Origin of the sequence: Methylobacterium sp. P1-11 (assembly GCF_008329595.1) — a bacterium.
Classification (GTDB): Bacteria; Pseudomonadota; Alphaproteobacteria; order Rhizobiales; family Beijerinckiaceae; genus Methylobacterium.
Map to the genome: position 1 here is coordinate 100,246 of NZ_NPKS01000016.1, position 20,011 is coordinate 120,256.

Annotated in this window: 17 protein-coding genes and 1 other RNA gene; 12 read left to right on the plus strand and 6 right to left on the minus strand. The window is 69.8% G+C overall.

What is annotated here, in order from left to right; translation table 11 throughout:
* Positions 1–130: 130 nt before the first annotated feature.
* The 4 genes from CIW48_RS17535 (at position 131) to CIW48_RS17550 (ending at position 3,779) form a co-directional block, all read left to right on the plus strand.
* Positions 131–2,011 (plus strand): methylmalonyl-CoA mutase subunit beta, encoded by a 1,881-nt coding sequence (locus CIW48_RS17535; protein WP_149311917.1) that lies wholly within the window; start codon positions 131–133, stop codon positions 2,009–2,011.
* 40 nt (positions 2,012–2,051) lie between these two features.
* Entirely contained in the window at positions 2,052–2,426 is a 375-nt protein-coding gene (locus CIW48_RS17540; protein WP_149311918.1) for a hypothetical protein, read from the plus strand.
* A 135-nt stretch (positions 2,427–2,561) separates the two neighbouring features.
* Positions 2,562–3,011: a hypothetical protein gene (locus CIW48_RS17545; protein WP_149311919.1), complete on the plus strand. Its 450-nt coding sequence runs from the start codon at positions 2,562–2,564 to the stop codon at positions 3,009–3,011.
* 48 nt (positions 3,012–3,059) lie between these two features.
* On the plus strand, positions 3,060–3,779 hold the full coding sequence (locus CIW48_RS17550) for a glutathione S-transferase (RefSeq protein WP_149311920.1): 720 nt from the start codon (positions 3,060–3,062) through the stop codon (positions 3,777–3,779).
* Between the two features lie 15 nt (positions 3,780–3,794).
* Here the strand turns inward: CIW48_RS17550 and CIW48_RS17555 are convergent, their stop codons facing one another.
* Entirely contained in the window at positions 3,795–5,552 is a 1,758-nt protein-coding gene (locus CIW48_RS17555; protein ID WP_149311921.1) for a bifunctional protein-serine/threonine kinase/phosphatase, read from the minus strand.
* Positions 5,549–7,087: a YifB family Mg chelatase-like AAA ATPase gene (locus CIW48_RS17560; RefSeq protein ID WP_149311922.1), complete on the minus strand. Its 1,539-nt coding sequence runs from the start codon at positions 7,085–7,087 to the stop codon at positions 5,549–5,551. The genes CIW48_RS17555 and CIW48_RS17560 overlap by 4 nt, the downstream gene beginning before the upstream one ends.
* Positions 7,088–7,230: 143 nt before the next feature.
* Between CIW48_RS17560 and CIW48_RS17565 the strand changes: the two genes are divergently transcribed.
* The 4 genes from CIW48_RS17565 (at position 7,231) to CIW48_RS17580 (ending at position 9,940) form a co-directional block, all read left to right on the plus strand.
* Entirely contained in the window at positions 7,231–7,491 is a 261-nt protein-coding gene (locus CIW48_RS17565; protein ID WP_149311923.1) for a PepSY domain-containing protein, read from the plus strand.
* Positions 7,492–7,532: 41 nt separating this feature from the next.
* An RNA gene (gene ffs, locus CIW48_RS17570) (signal recognition particle sRNA small type) lies at positions 7,533–7,631 on the plus strand.
* 37 nt (positions 7,632–7,668) lie between these two features.
* Entirely contained in the window at positions 7,669–9,543 is a 1,875-nt protein-coding gene (locus CIW48_RS17575) for a DNA polymerase III subunit gamma/tau (protein ID WP_149311924.1), read from the plus strand.
* Positions 9,544–9,616: 73 nt separating this feature from the next.
* Positions 9,617–9,940, plus strand: coding sequence for a YbaB/EbfC family nucleoid-associated protein (locus tag CIW48_RS17580; RefSeq protein ID WP_012320090.1), 324 nt, complete (start codon positions 9,617–9,619; stop codon positions 9,938–9,940).
* 213 nt (positions 9,941–10,153) lie between these two features.
* On the opposite strand, the gene CIW48_RS17585 is transcribed toward CIW48_RS17580, so the two are convergent.
* Positions 10,154–11,773 carry a phosphoenolpyruvate carboxykinase gene (locus tag CIW48_RS17585; RefSeq protein WP_149311925.1) on the minus strand — a complete coding sequence of 540 codons (1,620 nt, stop codon included), beginning with the start codon at positions 11,771–11,773 and terminating at the stop codon, positions 10,154–10,156.
* Between the two features lie 416 nt (positions 11,774–12,189).
* On the opposite strand from CIW48_RS17585, the gene recR reads away from it, so the two are divergent.
* The 4 genes from recR to truA all read left to right on the plus strand — a co-directional run bounded on the left by recR (position 12,190) and on the right by truA (position 15,113).
* A complete protein-coding gene (gene recR, locus CIW48_RS17590) occupies positions 12,190–12,795 on the plus strand; it encodes a recombination mediator RecR (protein WP_091778736.1) in 606 nt (201 codons plus the stop codon).
* A 104-nt stretch (positions 12,796–12,899) separates the two neighbouring features.
* On the plus strand, positions 12,900–13,415 hold the full coding sequence (locus CIW48_RS17595) for a peptide deformylase (RefSeq protein WP_149311926.1): 516 nt from the start codon (positions 12,900–12,902) through the stop codon (positions 13,413–13,415).
* Between the two features lie 7 nt (positions 13,416–13,422).
* The gene (gene fmt, locus CIW48_RS17600; RefSeq protein WP_149311927.1) at positions 13,423–14,352 is read left to right on the plus strand and encodes a methionyl-tRNA formyltransferase; all 930 of its coding nucleotides are present in this window, start codon (positions 13,423–13,425) and stop codon (positions 14,350–14,352) included.
* Positions 14,352–15,113, plus strand: coding sequence for a tRNA pseudouridine(38-40) synthase TruA (gene truA / locus CIW48_RS17605; RefSeq protein ID WP_149311928.1), 762 nt, complete (start codon positions 14,352–14,354; stop codon positions 15,111–15,113). The genes fmt and truA overlap by 1 nt, the downstream gene beginning before the upstream one ends.
* Here the strand turns inward: truA and dapE are convergent.
* From dapE to CIW48_RS17620, 3 genes are all read right to left on the minus strand, one after another.
* A complete protein-coding gene (gene dapE, locus CIW48_RS17610) occupies positions 15,095–16,273 on the minus strand; it encodes a succinyl-diaminopimelate desuccinylase (protein ID WP_149311929.1) in 1,179 nt (392 codons plus the stop codon). The two genes, truA and dapE, sit on opposite strands and share 19 nt — an antisense overlap.
* A 68-nt stretch (positions 16,274–16,341) precedes the next feature.
* Positions 16,342–18,687: an amylo-alpha-1,6-glucosidase gene (locus CIW48_RS17615; protein WP_149311930.1), complete on the minus strand. Its 2,346-nt coding sequence runs from the start codon at positions 18,685–18,687 to the stop codon at positions 16,342–16,344.
* A 147-nt stretch (positions 18,688–18,834) separates the two neighbouring features.
* Positions 18,835–19,965: a glycosyltransferase family 4 protein gene (locus tag CIW48_RS17620; RefSeq protein ID WP_149311931.1), complete on the minus strand. Its 1,131-nt coding sequence runs from the start codon at positions 19,963–19,965 to the stop codon at positions 18,835–18,837.
* Positions 19,966–20,011 lie beyond the last annotated feature (46 nt).

Genomic DNA, 20,011 nt, shown 5'->3' on the forward strand with positions numbered 1-20,011 from the left:
CGCAACCGTTAAAAATCGGTGATGGGCGGCTTCAGCTTTCCTCAACCATCGGGGAATTGCCAGCGGCGGAGCGGCGTGCGAGGCAAATGCACGAAAGCGGTGCAGCAGACGCCGCGTCTGGGACGTTCCGATGGAAGACACACCGCTCGCCGACCTCTTCGAGCCTGCCGACCGGGCGCGCTGGCTCGGCCTCGTCGAAGGCGTCCTGAAGGGTGCCGATTTCGAGAAGCGGCTGGTGTCGCGTACGGCCGACGGCCTGCGGATCGAACCCCTCTACGGACCGGCCGAACCGGTCGCCCAGCCCGTACGCGCGCCGGGCCCCTGGCGGATCGCACAGCGGGTCGACCATCCCGACCTCGCCGTCGCCAATGCCCAGGCGCTCACCGATCTCGAAGGCGGGGCCGACGCCCTGGTGCTGGCTTTCGCGGGCGCGCCGGGGGCCCGCGGCTTCGGCCTGACCGCCGCGAGCGTCGAGGATCTCGACGCGGTGCTGAAGGGCGTGATGCTGCCGCTGATCGCCCTGCGGATCGACGCCGGCGGCCGGGGCCTGGAGGCGGCCCGGCTGATGAGGGCGCTGGCGGAGCGCCGGGGCGAGGATCTCTCGGCCTACGATCTCGATCTCGGCCTCGACCCGGTCGGCGTTCTGGCGGCGACCGGCAGCCTCGGCGCGGTCTGGAAGGAGGTCGCCCCGCGGCTCGCCGGGACCGTTTCGGAGCTGGAGGCTGCGGGCTTCCGCGGTCGGGCGTTCCTGGCCGACGGGCGGCCCTATCATGAGGGTGGTGCCGGGGAGGCGGCGGAACTCGGGGCAGTGCTCGCCACCGCGGTCGCCTATCTGCGTGCCCTGGAGGAGGCCGGTCACGACCTGTCGGATGCCCGTGACCGCGTCGCGGTGCTGCTGGCTGCCGATGCCGATGAGTTCGTCACGCTCGCCAAGTTCCGCGCGATGCGGCGGCTCTGGGCCCGGGTCGAGCAGGTCTGCGGGCTCGATCCGAAGCCGCTGCGTCTCCACGCCGAGACGGCGTGGCGGATGATGACCAAGCGCGACCCGTTCGTGAACATCCTCCGCACCGGCATGGCGGCGGCCTCGGCCGGCATGGGCGGTGCCGATAGCGTCGCGGTTCTGCCCTACACGCAGGCCCTCGGACTGCCCGACGCCTTTGCCCGGCGGGTTGCGCGCAACAGCCAGATCGTGCTCGTCGAGGAATCGCACCTGGCGCGCGTCAGCGACCCCGCGGCCGGCGCCGGCGGCTTCGAGGCCCTCACCGCCGAACTCGCCGAGGCCGGCTGGGCGGCGTTCCAGGCGATCGAGGCCGAGGGCGGCATCGTCGCCTCGCTCAGCGTCGGCAAGCTGCAGCGGCGGATCGAGCTGACCCGCGAGGCCCGGATCAAGGCCGTGGCGACCCGCCGCGAACCGCTCACGGGTGCGAGCGAGTTTCCGAACCTATCCGAGAAGCCCGTCACCGTCCTCGACGTTCCGCCCATGGCTGGGCCGCACGGGTCCAATTTCGGTGCGGGTTCGGCCGTCGCCTGCGACGCGCTGCCGTCCCAGCGTTTGGCCGAGCCCTACGAGGCCCTGCGGGACGCCTCGGATTCCTGCCTCGCCAAGACCGGCCGCCGGCCGGCAGTGTTCCTGGCCAATCTCGGCCCGGTGGCAGCCTTCAACGCCCGGGCGACCTTCGCGGCCAATGCCTTCGCGGCGGGTGGCCTCGAAGCGCTGTCGAACGACGGCTTTGCCGATGCCGAGGCCGCGGCCGCAGCCTTCCGGGAATCCGGCGCCAGCCTGGCCTGCATCTGCTCGACCGATGCGATCTACGCCGAGCGCGCCGTTGCGACGGCGGAAGCCTTGGCGAAGGCCGGCGCCGGACCGATCTACCTCGCCGGCAAGCCTGCGGACCTCTCCGAGCCGCTGAAACAGGCGGGAGTGGTCGCCTTCCTGCATGTCGGCTGCGACCTGCTTGCCCTGCTCAACGCGGCATTGCGCGCGGCCATTCGGACGCCGACGTCGCGCTGAAGGGGCCTATCTTCGCGAATACGCCGCAGCCAGTACCCGCATGATGTCTCGCCTCGGTCTCGCCCTGTTCCTCATAGGCACGATCCCGGCCGCCGCCGCACCGCGCCCCTCCACCCTGCCCGACCGGTTCGACGGCACCTGGAGCGTCGAGATCATCACCGAGACGGGAGGCTGCGACCGCGCCTATCGTTACCCCGTGCGGATCGAGCACGGGCGGGCGCGCTTCGTCGGGACCGCCTTCGTGGTCGAGGGCGGCGTGGCGCGGAACGGCGCGATCCGGGGCTCCATCTCGAACGGTGCCACCACCGCCGACGTGCGCGGGCGCCTGGGTTCGGACGGGTTCGGAGCCGGAACCTGGGTCGCGTCCGGCGCCCTCGCCTGCCGGGGATATTGGAACGCCGAGCGGCGCGGCTGAGGCGGCGTGTGGCCGTCGCGAAACGGTCCGGATCTCGCCCTGAATCGGGCACGTGAACCGTGCCGCCAGCCCCGATCCCGACGCAATCATGAGCGAGACCTGAACGCGGTTCGGACACCCGACGAGGCCGCCCGTATGAAGACTTCGATCCTCGCCACCTTCACCGTCCTCGCTCTCGTCTCGGCTGCTCAGGCGCGCCCTCACCGGCTTCCGGCTGCCCCGAAGGTGAATGCGGCGGAGGCCGAGAAGGTACTGGCGCCGCTGCGGCAGGCTGCAACCGCGTGTTTCGCCGACACGGTGCTGTCGAACCCGAAGGCCACCGCCGAGGCGCGCGCCGGCCACTGGTACGAGGCCGTCGGCATCACCGGCTTCCTGTGCCGCCCGGAGGTCGCCGCAATGATCCAGACCCATGACCGCCTCTTCGGGGCGAAGACGGGCGAGCGCTATTTCAAGGGCGCCTACGTCCAGCATCTCGACCAGCAGCTCGCCGAGCGGCTGCAGCCGATGTTCGCCCGCAAGGCCGTCGCCAGCGCCGAGCCGCCGGTCGAGAAGGCCTCCGCGGAGGATTCGGCCGAAGGCAACTGAACGGAAATCGTCCGGGCCGGCAGCGCCCTTCCCGACGCGGCGACGGCGATGCCCTACGAACTCCATTACTGGCCGATGATACAGGGGCGCGGCGAGTTCGTCCGCCTCGCCCTTGAGGAAGCCGGCGCCGACTACATCGACGTCGCCCGCCAGGATGACGACGCCGGCGGCATCGGACCGATGCTCGAGCGCCTGTCCGATCCGGCCGATCCGCGGCCCTCGCTGGCACCGCCCTTCCTGCGCGATGGCGATCTTGTCGTCGGGCAGAGCGCCGCGATCCTGCTCTATCTCGGGCCGCGACTTGGCCTCGTCGGCGCATCGGAGCGCGACCGGATCTGGACCCACCAGCTTCAGCTCACCGTAGCGGACGCGGTCGACGAGGCGCACGACACGCACCATCCGATCGGCGTTGGCCAGTATTACGCGGACCAGAAGCCCGAGGCGCTGCGCCGCGCGGCGGAGTTCCGGACCGAGCGCATCCCCAGGTTCCTCGGCTATTTCGAGCGCGTGCTGGCAGCCAATGGCGGCCGCCGCCTCGTCGGTGCGGATCTGTCCTACGCCGACCTGTCGCTGTTCCAGCTCGTCGACGGCCTGCTTTACGCCTTCCCCAAGACCACTGTCGCGGTCCTGCGGAGAAACCCGCAGGTGGCGCGGCTCCACGAGACGGTCGCGCAGCGCCCGCGCCTTGCCGCCTATCTCGCCAGCGACCGCCGGATCCCGTTCAACGAGGACGGCATCTTCCGGCACTATCCGGAACTCGATCCCTGAGCCGCGGCCCGGGCCTCACCGCCGCGGCCCGGCGATCAGGATCGCCGCGAGCACCAGCGCGACGATCCCCAGCGCCAGCGACAGCAGGCGCCAGAACAGCAGCGGATCGCGCTCCAGCAGCGAGGCCCGCCGCCCGTCCGTGAAAGCCGGATTGGGATGGCGCAGATCGTGGACGAAGGCGGACAGTGCCGCGTAGCGCCGCGTCGGATCGGGATGGACGGCCTTGCGAAGCGCCCCATCGACCCAGACCGGCAAAAGCGGACGCACCGTGAGGGCCGACGCGTAGCGCAGCCGCCGCTGCGCCGCGCGCGTGCGTGCCCGGGGCACGGCATCGCCGTAGGGCAGCCGTCCGGTCAGAATCTGGTAGGTCATCACGCCGACCGCGAAGATGTCGGACCTGGCGGTGGCCGGGGCGCCGAGGAAACACTCGGGCGCCGTGTACTGCACCGTGCCGAGGATCTCCGCCGGGTCGATCCGCGCATCGCCCTCGATCACGCCAGCGACCTGGGTGGCGCCGAAATCGATGATCTGAACGGTCCCGGCCGTGTCGATCAGGACATTGTCGGGCCGTAGATCCTGGTGAACCATCTCCCGCCGGTGGAACGCCTGCACGCCGCGGGCGAGCTGCTCGACGAGGCCCCGCACCGTCTCCAGTTCCGGCGCCGCATGGTCGCGCATCCATTGGGTCAGGGTCTGGCCCTCGACGTAGCGCATGACCGTGTAGAGGTGGCTGCGGCGGCCGACCTGGGGATGGGCCTTGAGCACGTGGGGATTGTCGATCCGGCGCGCGATCCACTCCTCCATCACGAAGCGCTTCCGCTGGGCCGGATCGTCCCGCAGGTCCAGGGACAGCACCTTCAGGGCGACCTGGGCGCCGGTCTCCGCCTCGACCGCCAGGTAGACGCGGCTGCGCGGACCGGAATGCAGGATCCGCAGCAGCCGGAACCCGTCGAGCTCGGCCGGCGGGTCGAGGAGCGGCGCGGGGTCCAGCCCATCGGCCTCGCCGAGGAGGTCCGCCGGCTCGCCTGCCGGCACGGTCTCGACCCGCACGATCTGGATCGTCAGGTTGTCCGGACTCCCGGCCGCCAGGGCCACCTCGACGATCGCCCGCGCGGCCGCGTCGAGGGTCTCGGCCTGTGCGATCACCGTCACCATGTCGCGGGGCCGGACATGCTCGTGCACGCCGTCGGTCGCCAGCACGAAGGTGTCGCCGGCCTCGATGCCGACGGCGTGATAATCGATCTCCACGCGGGACTGCGCCCCGAGGGCGCGGCCGAGATAGGATTCGACCGTGGAGACCACCACACGATGGTCCTCGGTGAGCTGTTCGAGGGACCGCCCGGATACCCGCCAGATCCGGGCATCGCCGACGTGGAAGAGGTGGGCCACGCGCGATTTCAGCACGAGGGCGTCGAAGGTGGTGACGTAGCCGCGGTCGGCGTCGTTCGGATCCGCGCCGCGCCGGGTCTGGGCGTAGAGCCAGGAATTCGCCGCCGCGATCACGCGCTGCGCCGAGGTCTTCACCGACCACGTGTCCGGCGTGGCGTAGTAGTCGCTGAGGAAGCTCTTGACCGCGGTCTCGCTCGCGGCCGCGCCCGCCGCGCTGCTGCTGATCCCGTCGGCGAGCGCCACCGCGATCCCCTTCAGGCCCAGGGCCGGCTGGACGGGGACCAGCGTGCCGTTGAAATCCTGGTTGGCCGCCTTGCGACCCGCGCTGCTGTGCTGGCCGATCGTGACGGTGAGGTCGCCCAGGCCCTGCGCTCCGGCGCTCAAGCGGCGGCCGCCGGGCTGTCGCCCCGTCCCCGGTACGACAGGGCCTCGGCGAGGTGGAACCGGCGCACCTGCGCCTCGCCGTCGAGATCGGCCAGGGTCCGGGCGACGCGCAGCGTCCGGTGAAAGCCGCGGGCGGACAGGCGCATGCTCTCGGCCGCCTGCCGGATCAGCGCCGTGCCGTCGGCATCGGGGCTCGCGACATCCGAGATCAGCGTGGCCGGACAGGTGGCGTTGGTGGTGGAATCCGGCAGCCCGCGCGCGGCGTACCGAGCCCCCTGAAGCGACCGTGCCGCTTCGACCCGGGCGGCCGCCTCGCGGGAACCCTCCGCGGGCGCCGGCAGGATCAGGTCGGCGGCGGTGACCGCCGGCACCTCAAGGCGCAGGTCGATGCGGTCGAGCATCGGGCCCGAGATACGGGCCTGATATTGCGCCATGCAGCGGGCGTTCGGGCCGCGCCGGCAGGCATAGCCCGGCTCGAGACCCTGGCCGCAGCGGCAGGGATTCATCGCCGCCACCAGCTGGAAGCGCGCCGGGTAGGTGATCCGGTGGTTGGCGCGGGCGATCATCACCGCGCCCGATTCCATCGGCTGGCGCAGGCTGTCGAGCACCTGGGGGGCGAATTCCGGCAGCTCGTCCAGGAACAGCACCCCGCCATGGGCGAGGAAAGCCTCGCCGGGTCGCGCCCCAAGGCCGCCGCCGACCAGAGCCGCCATCGAGGCGGAATGGTGCGGCTGCCGGAACGGCCGACGGTTCGAGAGAGCGCCGTCCTTCAGCTCGCCGGCCACCGACTGGATCATGGAAATGTCGAGCAATTCGCGCGGCGTCAGCGGCGGCAGGATCGAGGGCAGCCGCGCCGCGAGCATCGATTTGCCGGAGCCCGGCGGCCCGTTCATCAGGAGGTTGTGGCCGCCGGCCGCCGCGATCTCCAGGGCGCGCTTGGCGCCTTCCTGGCCCTTGATGTCGGAAAGGTCAGGCAGCGGCCCGACCGATGCGGCCACGGCGGGCTCCGGCCGGGCCATAACCTGGCTGCCCTTGAAGTGGTTGGCGAGTTGGATCAGCGAGCGCGGCGCGAGCACGTCGAGGTCGCCCCCGGCCCAGGCCGCCTCCGGACCTGTGGCGGCCGGGCAGATGAGCCCGAGACCCCGGGCACCGGCGGCCATGGCGGCCGGCAGCACGCCGCTGACTGCCGTGATGCCGCCGTCGAGGGCGAGTTCCCCGAGCACGCAATAGCCGGCCAGCGCGTCGGGCGGGATCGCGCCGATCGCCGCCATGACGCCGAGCGCGATCGGAAGGTCGAAATGCGAGCCTTCCTTGGGAAGATCGGCGGGGGCGAGGTTCACGGTGATGCGCTTGGCGGGGAGGGCCAGCCCGGAGGCGATCAGCGCGCCGCGGACTCGCTCGCGGGATTCCGCCACCGCCTTGTCGGGCAGGCCCACCACGGTGAACACCACCGAGCCGGGAATGATCTGGACCTGCACGTCCACCGCCCGCGCCTCGATGCCCTCGAAGGCCACGGTAGCGACGCGGGTGACCATCGGTGCAGTGTCCTCGCCGGCGCGTTCCGGTACGGCCAAGATGTGCGGCAGATTCGAGGGAGGCTCAAGGGCATCGCTCCGATGGAACCACGGTGCTGCCGGCCTGTTCACAGCCGGAAACAATGGCCAGACCGGAGACAGCCATGCGCCTGACCACATCCCTGCTCGCCCTGACCTTGGTCGCCGGTACCGGTCTCTCCGCCCGCGCCGACGAGAAGCTTCCGCCCGAGCAGCAGGCCAAGGTCGAGGCCCTGCTCAAGCAGGAGGGCTTCACCAAGTGGAAAGAGATCGAACTGGACGACGGCATGATCGAGGTCGACGACGCGGTCGACGCGAGCGGCAAGCAGTTCGACCTGAAGCTCGATCCCAAGACCCTGGCCATCGTGAAGCGCAAGGCGGATTAGGCGGCGCTTGCGTTCGGGCCAAGGCCCGGCCATATAGCCGGCGGGGGGTTGGCGAGGGACGTTTCACTCGCCAACCGGGTCAGGTCCGGAAGGAAGCAGCCCTAACGAGACCGAGCGGGTCTTCGTCCAGCCTCCCACCTCATTCCTCGGCGCGCGGCAGCCAGATCCAGATTCGGCATGGACGCTACGACCGGCACGCCTGACGACGAGCCGGGCCTGCCCGGGTTTCCAGCGCCTCCTGCCGCGGCGACGCCCTACCGGGTGCTCGCGCGAAAATACCGCCCCACAAATTTCGGCGACCTGATCGGCCAGGACGCGATGGTGCGCACCCTCGCCAATGGGTTCGCGGCCAACCGGATCCCGCAGGCCTGGATGCTCACCGGCGTCCGCGGCGTCGGTAAGACCACGACGGCGCGGATCCTCGCCCGCGGCCTCAACTACGCCCGCGCCGGTCAGCCCGATACAGGGCCGACCGTGTCGATGCCGGAACTCGGCCTCCATTGCGCGGCGATCATGGAATCCCGGCACATGGACGTGCTGGAGATGGATGCCGCCTCGCATACCGGCATCGACGACGTGCGCGCGATCATCGACGGCATCCGCTACGGGCCGGTTTCTGCACGCTACAAGGTCTACATCGTCGACGAGGTCCACATGCTCTCCGAGAAGGCGTTCAACGCCTTCCTGAAGACGCTGGAGGAGCCGCCGCCGCACGCCAAGTTCGTGTTCGCCACCACGGAGATCCGCAAGGTCCCGGTGACGATCCTGTCCCGCTGCCAGCGATTCGACCTGCGCCGGGTCGAGGCGCCGACCCTGCACGCGCATCTCGCGAAGGTCTGCGCGGCCGAGGGCGTCACCGTCGAGGACGAGGCGCTGGGCGCCATCGTCCGCGCCGCGGAAGGATCCGTTCGCGACGCCCTCTCGCTGCTCGACCAGGCGATCGCCCACGGCGCCGGCACGATCACCGGCCAGAGCGTGCGCGACATGCTGGGTCTGGCCGACCGGGCCCGGATCCTCGACTTGTTCGAGGCGGTGATGCGCGGTTCGGTGCCGGCCGCTTTCGCGGAATTGCGGGCGCAGTACGATTCCGGCGCGGATCCGTCGGTTGTGCTCTCGGACCTCGCGGCCTTCACGCATCTCGTCACCCGGCTCAAGGTGGTGCCGGAGACCGCCGCAGACCCGACGCTCAGCGAGACCGAGCGAGTCCGGGGGGCTGAATTCGCCGACAAGCTCTCGATCCGCGCGCTGTCGAGGGCATGGCAGATCCTGCTGAAGGCGATTCCCGAGGTTCAGGCCGCGCCCCGGCCTCTCGCAGCGGCCGAAATGGCGATCGTGCGCCTCGCCTACGCGGCCGACCTGCCGACACCCGATGAGGCGCTGCGCCAGCTCAAGGCCGAGGCGGCCGCCGCGCCTGCCGACGAAAACCCGGCCGTTCCGGCCCGGCCGCCGCTGCCGCCGATCCCCGATCTGCGCGGCGGCGGCTCCGCGGCTTTGGCCGCCGCACCCCGCACGGCCCCGGCGGAGCCCGCTGCCGTGGCGGCGCCCACCGCCATGAGTGCGCCCGCGACCGCCCCGGCTCCGAGACCGGCGCCCGCCGCTCCCCCGATGCCGCGCCTCGGCCGGTTCGAGGACCTGATCGCGCTGGCCGACGCCAATCGGGACATCCTGCTGCGCACCGCGCTGGAGCGCGACGTCCATCTGGTGCGCTTCGAGGAGGGCCGGATCGAGTTCCGCCTCGCCCCGGGCGGACGGCCGAGCCTCGCCAACGACATCGCCGCCGCCATCGAACGCTGGATCGGGCGGCGCTGGGTGGTGGCCCTGTCGAAGGACGAGGGGGCTCCGACCCTCGACGCGGCCGCCCGGGCCGCCACCGAGACCCGGCGGGAGAACGCCGCCGCGGATCCGTTCGTCCGCGAGGTGCTGACGCGCTTCCCCGGCGCCGAGATCGTCGACGTGCGCGAGACCGCCCCCGAGGCCGTGCCCTCCGCCGAGCAGGAGATCCTCGGGGACGGCGATGCGGCGCATATCGACGAGATCGAGGACGACGCCTGACGCGCGCCCGAAGCATGGTGGCGCCGGGGCGACGCCATACCCAGATCAGACGAGGAAACGGAAAGAGAGCGGCATGCGCGACCTGATGGGCATCATGAAGCAGGCTCAGGCCATGCAGGAGAAGATGGCCAACCTGCAATCCGAGATGGACGAGATCGAGGTGTCGGGTGCCTCGGGCGGCGGCTCGGTGCGGGTGACGATGACCGCCAAGGGCCAGATGAAGGGCGTCAGCATCGACCCGTCCCTGATGGTGGCGGACGAGCGCGAGATCCTTGAGGATCTGATCGTGGCGGCTTGCAACGACGCCCGCGGCAAGGCCGAGGCGACCATGCAGGAGCGCATGGCCGAGTTGACCAAGGGCCTGCCCCTGCCGCCCGGGATGAAGCTGCCGTTCTAGGTTGGCGCGTCGCCGTTCATCCGGTCCACGATCCTCATCCTGAGGGCTGAAGGAGCCGCCTCGAAGGATGGCTCCAGGGATCGCGCGGCCGGCTGGACCTCTCCTTCGAGGCCTGCGCTTCGCTCCGGCACCTCAGGATGAGGACGCGGTTTGGAGAAGCGGTCCCGACGACGAAGCGAAACGGGCGGCCCATCGGGCCGCCCGCTCTCGTTCTCAGGCGGCGATCGCCTGCGCGGTCGGCCCGGCGGCGCGCACGTCGGCGTCGACATGGGCCTCGAACCGCTTGAAGTTGTCGTCGAACATCTTCACCAGCCGTGCCGCCGTCTCCACGAAGGCACCCTTGTTGGCCCAGGTCTTCACCGGGGTCAGGATGTGCGGCTCGACGCCCGGGACCGAGACCGGAACCGCGAAGCCGAAATACGGGTCGCGGCGGAACTCGGCCTGTGCCAGGGAACCGTCCAGCGCCGCGCTCAGCAGGCGGCGGGTGACGCGGATCGGCATGCGCCGGCCGGTGCCGACGCCGCCGCCGGTCCAGCCGGTATTGACCAGCCAGCAATCGACGCTGTGCTTGGCGATCAGGTCGCGCAGCAGGTTGCCGTAGGTGCTCGGGTGCCGCGGCATGAACGGCGCGCCGAAGCAGGTCGAGAAGGTCGCCTCGGGCCCGGTCAGACCGCGCTCCGTGCCGGCCACCTTGGCGGTGTAGCCCGAGAGGAAGTGGTACATCGCCTCGGCGCCCGTGAGCTTGGCGATCGGCGGCATCACGCCGAAGGCGTCGCAGGTCAGCATGACGATGTTCTTCGGGTGCCCGGCGCGGCCGGTGGCGCTGGCGTTGGCGATGAAGTCCAGCGGGTAGGCGCAGCGGGTGTTCTCGGTGAGCGACGAATCGTCGAAATCCGGCACCCGGGTGACGGGATCGATCACCACGTTCTCCATCACCGTGCCGAAGCGCTCGGTGGTGGCGTAGATCTCCGGCTCGGCATTGCGCGAGAGGCGGATCGTCTTGGCGTAGCAGCCGCCCTCGAAGTTGAAGATGCCCTCGTTGGACCAGCCGTGCTCGTCATCGCCCAGAAGCTGACGGGAGGAATCGTTCGACAGCGTCGTCTTGCCGGTGCCCGAGAGGCCGAAGAAGATCGCCGATCCGCCCTCGGCGTCGAGAGCTGCGTTGGCCGAACAATGCATCGGCATCACGCCCTGACCGGGCAGGATGTAGTTGAGGTATGTGAAGACCGACTTCTTCATCTCGCCCGCATAGGCCGAGCCGCCGATCAGCACGAGCTTCTTCGCGAAGTCGATGGCGATCACGGTCTTGGACCGGCAACCGTGCCGGGCCGGATCCGCCTGGAAGCTCGGCAGGTCGATGATCGTCATATCGGGCACGTAGGCCGCGAGCTCCGAGCGATCCGGCCGGATCAGAAGGTTGCGGATGAACAGCGAGTGCCACGCGAACTCGGTGAAGACCCGCGCCTTGACCCGGTAAGCCGGATCGGCGCCTCCGTAGAGGTCCTGGGCGAACAGCTCCTTCCCCTCGGCGTGCTTCAGGAAGTCCTGGCGGAGCGTCTCGAACTGGTCGGGCGTGATCGCGCCGTTGTTGTCCCACCAGACCTCGTTCTCGGTGCCGGCGTCGCGGACCACGAACTTGTCCTTGGGCGAGCGGCCGGTGTGGCTGCCGGTGGTGGCGACCAGCGCACCGCCGCGGGCGAGCTGAGCCTCCTTGCGGGACAAAGCCTCCTCGTAGAGGCGCGGGGCCTCGAAATTCCAGTGGACGGCCTTGAGGTCGCGGAAACCGGCCGCCTCGGCGCCGTGGGCCGCGTTGTGATCACCGATGTTGGTCAAGATCGTATCTCCCGGGCCCCTGTTCGACCGTCGACGCGACTGAGCCGGACGGCACCGCCGTCCGGGTTTGCTCGGGAGACGTCCGCGCGGTCGTACAGGTCCGCCGCGCGCAGGATCTCCGTTCCCGGCCGCTTCCCGTCCCACTTTCGAGTAGGCGGCGAAGCTTCGCTGTCATAATGGGCTCCGCCATGAGCCCGCAACGTGGACAAACAGGTTAGACCACAGTCGTGGACTCAGGAACCCAAGTCTGTAAGCAGTTTCGTTCGCCGCACAGCAGAACGGTACGGGCGAAGCAGTTCTGGAATACCCATATACCACGCACGCGCGCAGGCACTGGCGAATGCACCCTTGCGCGCCGCCCGGCGGCGTCTATGCCCTTGCCGGACCCTCAGCCCTTTCCTCGCCCAAGAGGCACGATGCCCCAAGCCGTCGCCGGCCCCGAGATCGAGCGTTTGATCCAGCTCCTCGCCCGCATGCCGGGCCTTGGACCGCGCTCGGCGCGGCGGGCCGCCCTTCAGCTCATCAAGAAGCGCGACACGCTGCTCGGGCCGCTCGCCGACGCGATGCGGGTGGCGGCCGACCGCATCATCGTGTGCACGCGCTGTGGCAACGTCGACACCTCCGACCCCTGCACGATCTGCCGGGACGCCGAGCGCGACCCGACGACGCTCGTGGTGGTGGAGGACGTGTCCGATCTCTGGGCGCTGGAACGCTCAGGGGCCGTGAAGGCACGCTATCACGTGCTCGGCGGCGTCCTCTCGGCCCTGGACGGCGTGCGGCCGGAGCACCTGAACCTCGCAAGCCTGGTGGAGCGGGTGGCCCCGCCCGAGGTGACCGAGGTCATCCTGGCGCTGAACGCCACCGTCGACGGCCAGACCACCGCCCATTACGTCACCGAGTCGATCCGCCATTGCGGCGTGAAGGTCACGCGCCTCGCCCATGGTGTGCCAGTGGGTGGCGAACTCGACTATCTGGATGAGGGCACCCTCTCGGCGGCGATCCGCAGCCGCACGGCGTTCTGAGGGACGTTAACCCGACGCGGACCGGTATTTGACCGGTCCTCGGCCGCATCCTATTCGACGCTGAGCCCGGCCCCGTCCCGGCGCCTTCCCTGCCGGTTTCCGCCATGACCATCCGCCCGCTCGTCATCCTCCCCGATCCGGTTCTGCGCCTCGGCTCCGAGCCGGTCGGCCCGATCACCGACGAGGTCCGCACCCTCGTCGCCGACATGTTCGAGACGATGTACGACGCCCCCGGCGTCGGGCTGGCGGCGATCCAGATCGGCGTCGCCAAGCGCGTCGTGACGATCGACACGTCGAAGGAGGAAGGCGTCCGCGACGCCCGGGTGTTCATCAACCCCGAGATCGTCTGGTCCTCGGAGGAGAGGCGGGTCTACGACGAGGGCTGCCTGTCGATTCCGGACTATTACGCCGAGGTCGAGCGGCCGGACCGGGTGCGCGTCAGGTTCCGCGACCTCGACGGCAAGGAGCAGGAAATCGAGGCCGACGGCCTGCTCTCGACCTGCATCCAGCACGAGATCGACCATCTCAACGGCGTCCTGTTCATCGATCACCTCTCGAAGCTGAAGCGCGACCGGGTGATCAAGAAGTTCACCAAGGCGGCCAAGCGCGACGCGGCCTGACCCGGCCATGCGCATCGTCTTCATGGGGACACCGGACTTCGCGGTGCCAACGCTCGCGCGCCTCGCGCAGGACGGGCACGACATCGCGGCGGTCTATACCCGCGCGCCGGCGAAAGCCGGCCGCGGCATGAGCCTGCGCCCCTCCCCGGTCCACGCGCTGGCCGACACGCTCGGCGTACCGGTCCTGACCCCGTCGACGCTTCGGACGCCGGAGGCGGCCGTGACCTTCGCGGCGCACCGGGCCGACGTCGCCGTGGTGGTCGCCTACGGGATGCTGCTGCCGCAGGCGATCCTCGATGCGCCGCAGCACGGCTGCCTCAACCTGCACGGATCCCTGCTGCCGCGCTGGCGCGGCGCGGCACCGATCCAGCGCGCGGTCATGGCGGGCGACGCCGAGAGCGGCGTCGGCGTGATGCGGATGGAGGTCGGCCTCGATACCGGCCCCGTGGCGCTGGAGGCCCGCATCCCGATCACGCCGGGCATGACCGCAGGCGAACTCCACGACGCACTGATGCCGCTCGGCGCCGACCTGATGGCGCAGGCCATCGTCCAACTCGCGGCGGGCACGCTGCACCTCACGCCACAGGCGGAAGACGGCGTGGTCTACGCCCACAAGATCACCAACGACGAGGCGCGGATCGACTGGTCTCGGCCGGCACGCGAGGTCGCCAACCGGATCAACGGGCTGTCGCCGTTCCCCGGCGCCTTCTTCGAGACCGATCTCGGCAAGGGTGTCGAGCGTGTGAAGGTGCTCCGCGCCGTCCCGGCAGAGGGCGCGGGCGAGCCGGGCACGCTGCGCGATTCCGAGGGACTTGTCGCCTGCGGCGACGGCGCCGTGCGGCTCATGGCGTTGCGCCGGGCCGGAAAGGGAGGCAGCGCGAACGGCGCCGAGTTCGCCCGCGGCGCCCGCCTGACGCCCGGCGCCCGCCTCGGCTGATGCCCCGCTACAAGCTCGTCATCGAGTACGACGGCGGCCCGTTCTGCGGCTGGCAACGGCAGGCCGACGATCCCACCGTCCAGGGCGCGATCGAGGCAGCCGTGACGCGCTTTTCCGGAGAGGAGGTTCGGCTCACCTGCGCCGGGCGGACCGATGCCGGGGTCCACGCCATCCATCAGGTGGCCCATCTCGACCTCGCCAAGGACTGGCGGACCGACACGGTGCGCGATGCGCTGAACGCCCATCTGCGGCCTCGGCCCGTCGCCATTCTCTCCGCCGAGATCGTGCCCGCGAGCTTCGACGCCCGCCACTCGGCGATCCGCCGACACTACCGCTACCGCATCCTCAACCGGCGCAGCCCGGCGGCGCTGACCCGCGCCCATGTCTGGCACGTGCCGTGGCCCCTCGATGCCGACCGCATGCACAACGCGGCCCAGCGCCTCGTCGGCCATCACGATTTTTCGGCTTTCCGGGCGGCCGAATGCCAAGCCAACAGCCCGATCCGCACGCTGGAGCAGCTCGACGTCGCCCGCGCCCCGATGGCGCTCCATGACGAGATCGTGGTGGCGACCTCGGCGCGCTCCTTCCTGCACCATCAGGTGCGGGCCATGGTGGGCACCCTGATGCTGGCGGGCTGCGGACGCCTCTCGGCGGATGACGTGGCCGAGATCCTCGCTTCAGGCGACAAGCGCCGGTGCGGGCCGTTGGCGCCGGCCGCTGGGCTGACCTTCGTGGGCGTGGATTACGTGCCGGGGAAATAGACCTCGAGCACACGCCCATAGATCGCGGTCAGCCGCTCCAGATCGGCGACGGCCACGCACTCGTCGACCTGGTGCATGGTCTCGCCGACGAGGCCGAACTCGATCACCGGGCAGGCATCCTTGATGAAGCGCGCATCCGACGTGCCGCCGGTGGTCGACAGCGTCGGCGTGAGGCCGGTCTCCGCCCGGATCGCTTCGGAGACCAGCGTCACGAAGGCGTCCGGCCGCGTCAAAAAGGCCGGCGCGTTCGACGGCTGAAGGTCCAGGCTGAAGCGCACCGCGTTCCCGGCGGCCTGCTCCAGGCGCCGGCGGATCTCGGCGCCCAGGCTCTCCGCCGTCCAGTCGTCGTTGAAGCGAATGTTGAACGTCGCCCGGGCGGTCGCCGGGATCACGTTGCTGGCCGGATTGCCGACGTCAATCGTAGTGAATTCGAGGTTCGAGGCGTCGAAATGCGCGGTGCCGCGATCCAGCGGCTCGGCGACCAGGGCCGAGGCGAGGCGCAGCAGGCCTGGGATCGGGTTCTCGGCCTTGTGCGGGTAGGCGACGTGACCCTGGCGGCCGAGCACGGTGAGCTTGCCGGTGAGCGAGCCGCGCCGCCCGATCTTGATCATCTCGCCGAGCCGGCCTGGATTGGTCGGCTCCCCGAGCACGCAATGGTCGAACCGCTCGCCCCGAGCCCGCGCCCAATCGAGCAGCTTCACGGTGCCGTTGACCGCCGGCCCCTCCTCGTCGCCGGTGATCAGGAACGCGATGGAGCCGCCGAAATGACCGCCGCGCCGCTCCAGAAAGGCGAGCGTGGCCGCCAGCATGCAGGCGACGCCGCCCTTCATGTCGGCCGCGCCGCGGCCGTAGAGCATCCCGTCGATCACTGCCCCCTCGAAGGGAGCATGGCGCCACGCGCCCTCGCCTTCCGGCACCACGTCGGTATGGCCCGCGAAGACGAGGCACGGGCCTTCCCGTCCGATGCGCGCGTACAGGTTCGGCGTGTCGGGATAGCCGGGCTCCGAGAAGACCGGCCGCGCGACGGTGAAGCCGGCGGGCCGGAGCGCCTCGGCGACAACATCGAGGGCGCCGCGATCCTCCGGCGTCACGGACGGGCAGCGGATCAGCGCCTGCGCGAGGCGCAGGGCCGCATCGGGGGCGTGATGATCAGCCGGCATGAACCCGTCCTCTGCGGCGGAGAGTGCCGCACGGCCCGCTTACCGCGAAGCGGGCCGACCCGGGAGCCCTACTTGGTGACCACCACCTGTACGTCACCGTGGCGGCGCTGAACCGACACGGTGACATCGTCATCGTAGCGCTGGAACCGGATGTCGAGGCGCGAGTCCCGGAGCCGGACGTTGTAGAGTGTCACCCCGTCGAGAAAGGACGGGAGGATCGGGTTCTTGAGCCGGACGCGATTGCGCTCGTGGTCCAACTCGAGTCCGAGGCAGGCCGCCAGGAACGCGAAGGGTGCCGCCGCCGCCCAGGCCTGCGGGCTGCAGGCCACCGGATAGGAGACCGGCCCGCGCTGCTTGCGGCGCATGAAGCCGCAGAACAGCTCCGGCAGGCGCTTCTGGTCCTGGTAGAGCGAGGTATCGAACATCCCCTGGAAGATGCGCGCGGCCTCGTGCTTGCGGTCGTAGCGCGCCAGCCCCATCGCGATCAGGGCGTTGTCGTGCGGCCAGATCGAGCCGTTGTGGTAGGACATCGGGTTGTAGCGCGCCTCGCCCTTGGCGATCGTGCGCACGCCCCAGCCGTTGAACCCGTCCTTGCACAGCAGCGTCTCGGCGACCCGGGCCGCCCGCTCCGGCTTGGCGATGCCGGTGAACAGGGCGTGGCCGGCATTGGACGAGCGCACCGCGCACTGCTTCTTCGCGCCGTCCAGCGCCAGCGCGTAGGTGCCGATCTCCTCGTTCCAGAACGCCGCGTCGAACTTCTCGCGGAGGGCCGCGGCCTCTTGCGTGAGGCGCTCGGCCATCGGGTCATGCCCCAGCAGCGCCGCGAGCTTCGCCATGCCGTTCTTGGCCGCGTAGACGTAGCCCTGCACCTCGCAGAGGGCGATCGGCCCCTTGGCCAGGTGACCGTCGGTGTGAAAGATCGAATCGTGGCTGTCCTTCCAGCCCTGATTCTCCAGGCCCTTGTCGGTGTCGCGGGCGTATTCGACGAAGCCGTCGCCGTCCCGGTCGCCGTAGCGATCCATCCATTCCAGGGCGAGTTCCAGCGCCGGCCAGATCGCCCGGACGGTGTCGAGGTCGCCCGTGACCGCGTAATATTCCCAGGCCAACATGACGAAGAGCGGCGTGCCGTCGATGGTGCCGTAATAGTGCCGGAACGGCACCTCGCCGAGCATCGCCATCTCGCCGCGCCGAGTCTCGTGCAGGACCTTGCCGGGCTGGGCGTCAGCGGTTGGGTCGACCGCCTTGGCCTGGGTCGAGGCGAGGTAACGCAGCACGCCCCGGGCGAATTTCGGGTCGATCCAGAGCGCCATCATCGCCGTGATGATGCCGTCGCGCCCGAAGACCGTGGAGTACCAGGGGATGCCGGCGAACGGGTAGATGCCCTCAGGGGTGCGGGTCGCCAGCATGTAGAGGTCGGCCGTGGCGCGGCAAAGGCCCTCGTTGAACTGGTCGTTCGACGAGATGATCGTGGTGATCCCCGCCGTCAGCGCCCGAAGATCGCGTCGCGAGTCGCGATAGGCGCGGGCGAAGATCATCCCTTCGCCGAGTTCCTTGAGCTCGCGCCGGGCGCCACCGGCATTGGCCGCGAGCGTCAGCTTGGCGGCGGCATCTTCGCCGACCATCATGTCGGTCGGCGGTTTGGTGAAGGCCCGATGCGCCTCGAACGCGACGCGGATGAACAGGGAGGTCCGGCCCTCCGGCGGCAGCGACACATCGAAGACGACGCGGCCCGGCTCGATCATGTCGGGCTTCGGGCCGAAATGCAGCGCCGTGGTCCGTACGATCTCGTCGAGGCCGACATAGCGGAACTGGACCTCCCGGTCGCTCGCCACCAGGACGCCGCGCTTGCCGCGCTTCTTCCTGTCGGTGCCGCGCACTTCGAACAGGTCGCGGTAATCCGCGTCGAAGGTCACGGCGATGCGCAGGCGGCGGTGCTTCGAATCGAAGGAGCGCAGGCCGATCCGGTCGTAGCAGGCGCCGCGGAACAGGAACTTGGTGCGCTCGATCGCGATCGTCTCGCGGGGAATCGAGGTCTCGTCGTGGGCGTCGAGCCGGATGTCGGGCGTCGTCATGTCGACGCTGAGCGCGCCGTTATCGTCCTGCATCACCGAGGAGAGCATCAGCGGGCGCTGACCCTCCACCGTCACCTCCAGGCGCGAGAGATAGCGTGTGTCCTGGAAGTAGAGGCCTTCGGGTCCGGGCTGGACGCCGATATCGCCGTAGGAGTCGAGAACACCGAACGCCTCGCCGAATTTCAGCGAGCGCAGGGGCCGCTCCACCAGGGAGGTCTGCGCCTCGATGTGGTAGGTCGGAAGAACGTCGTCCGCGTCCTGAAATCCGTGCGCCACGCTTCCGGCGCTCGCCGCGGTCCGGACCTTCGCATCGTGGGCCGCTGCCGTGTTGTCCGCCGCCATGCAGGGCATCTCCGGGTGCAAGTGAGAGGTGCGAATCGAGAGGGCTGCCGCATCCCTTCGATGCGGCAGCCCTCTTCACCCTACGGATGAGTCGCCTTTAAGACGCTAGGCCGAGCCGGACCCGTCTCGCAAGTCCGGAGCCGGGTTTCAGGCCGGCATGGCGGCGACCGGAATCGCCGGCCGAGCGGAGCCGTTCACCTCGCCGTATTGCGGCTTGAAGCCCGATTTCGGCAGCTTGATCACGTCGGCGCCGCGGGACAGCAGCTCCTCGTACGCGGCAACGTACTTCCTGACCATGCACTCGGCCGTGAAGGCGCTCTCGAAGTGGCGGCGCACGCCGGCGCGGCTCATGGCCTTCACCTTGGCGACCGCAGCCACGGCGTCGTCCATATTCTCGCAGAGAACGCCGCCGACGCCGTCCTTGATCACCTCGGGGACCGAGCCGTTGCGGAAGGCGATTACCGGCGTGCCGGCCGACATCGCCTCGATCATCACGAGACCGAAGGGCTCCGGCCAGTCGATCGGGAAGGCGAGCGCCAGGGCGTTGCCGAGGAATTCCTTCTTCTGCTCCTCGTTGATCTCGCCGATATACTCGATCAGTGGGTGATGGATCATCGGCTCGATGACCTCATCCCAGTAATCCTGGTCGGCCTTGTCGACCTTGGCGGCGATCTTGAGAGGCGTGCCCGAGCGGATCGCCATCTCGATCGCCCGGTCCGGCCGCTTCTCGGGCGAGATCCGGCCGAGGAAGGCGAGGTAGCCGCCCTTGGCCTCGGGGTAGTACGGGCAATTCTCAGCCGGCAGGCCGTGATGGATCGTCGCCAGCCAGCTGGAGGCCGGCGGCATGGGCAGGCGTTGGTTGTCGGAGATCGAGACCAGCGGCATGCCCGTGAAGGTGCGGTATACCGGCATGAAGTCCGGCACGTCGAGGCGACCGTGCATCGTGGTGATGCACTTGTGGTTCAGATCCTCGAACATCGGATACTGAAGCAGGTCGATGTGGAAGTGCAGGATGTCGAACTCGTGCGCGCGGCGGTGCACCTGATGCAGCATCGCCAGGTGGCTGGCGGTGTGATCACGATAGCCGAGAAGGCGCAGGCCCTCGGGCGTGCAGGCCGCGAGCTTGGCAGACGTCTCGGAGTCACCGCTCGCGAACAGCGTGACTTCGTGGCCCTGGCGGACCAGTTCCTCTGTAATCCAGCTGACGACGCGCTCGGTGCCGCCGTAGAACTTCGGAGGGACGGCCTCCGACAACGGAGCGATCTGGGCAATGCGCACGAAGTGTCTCCTGGTTGGCCGAATTTGACGGGGGGTCTAACCCTGC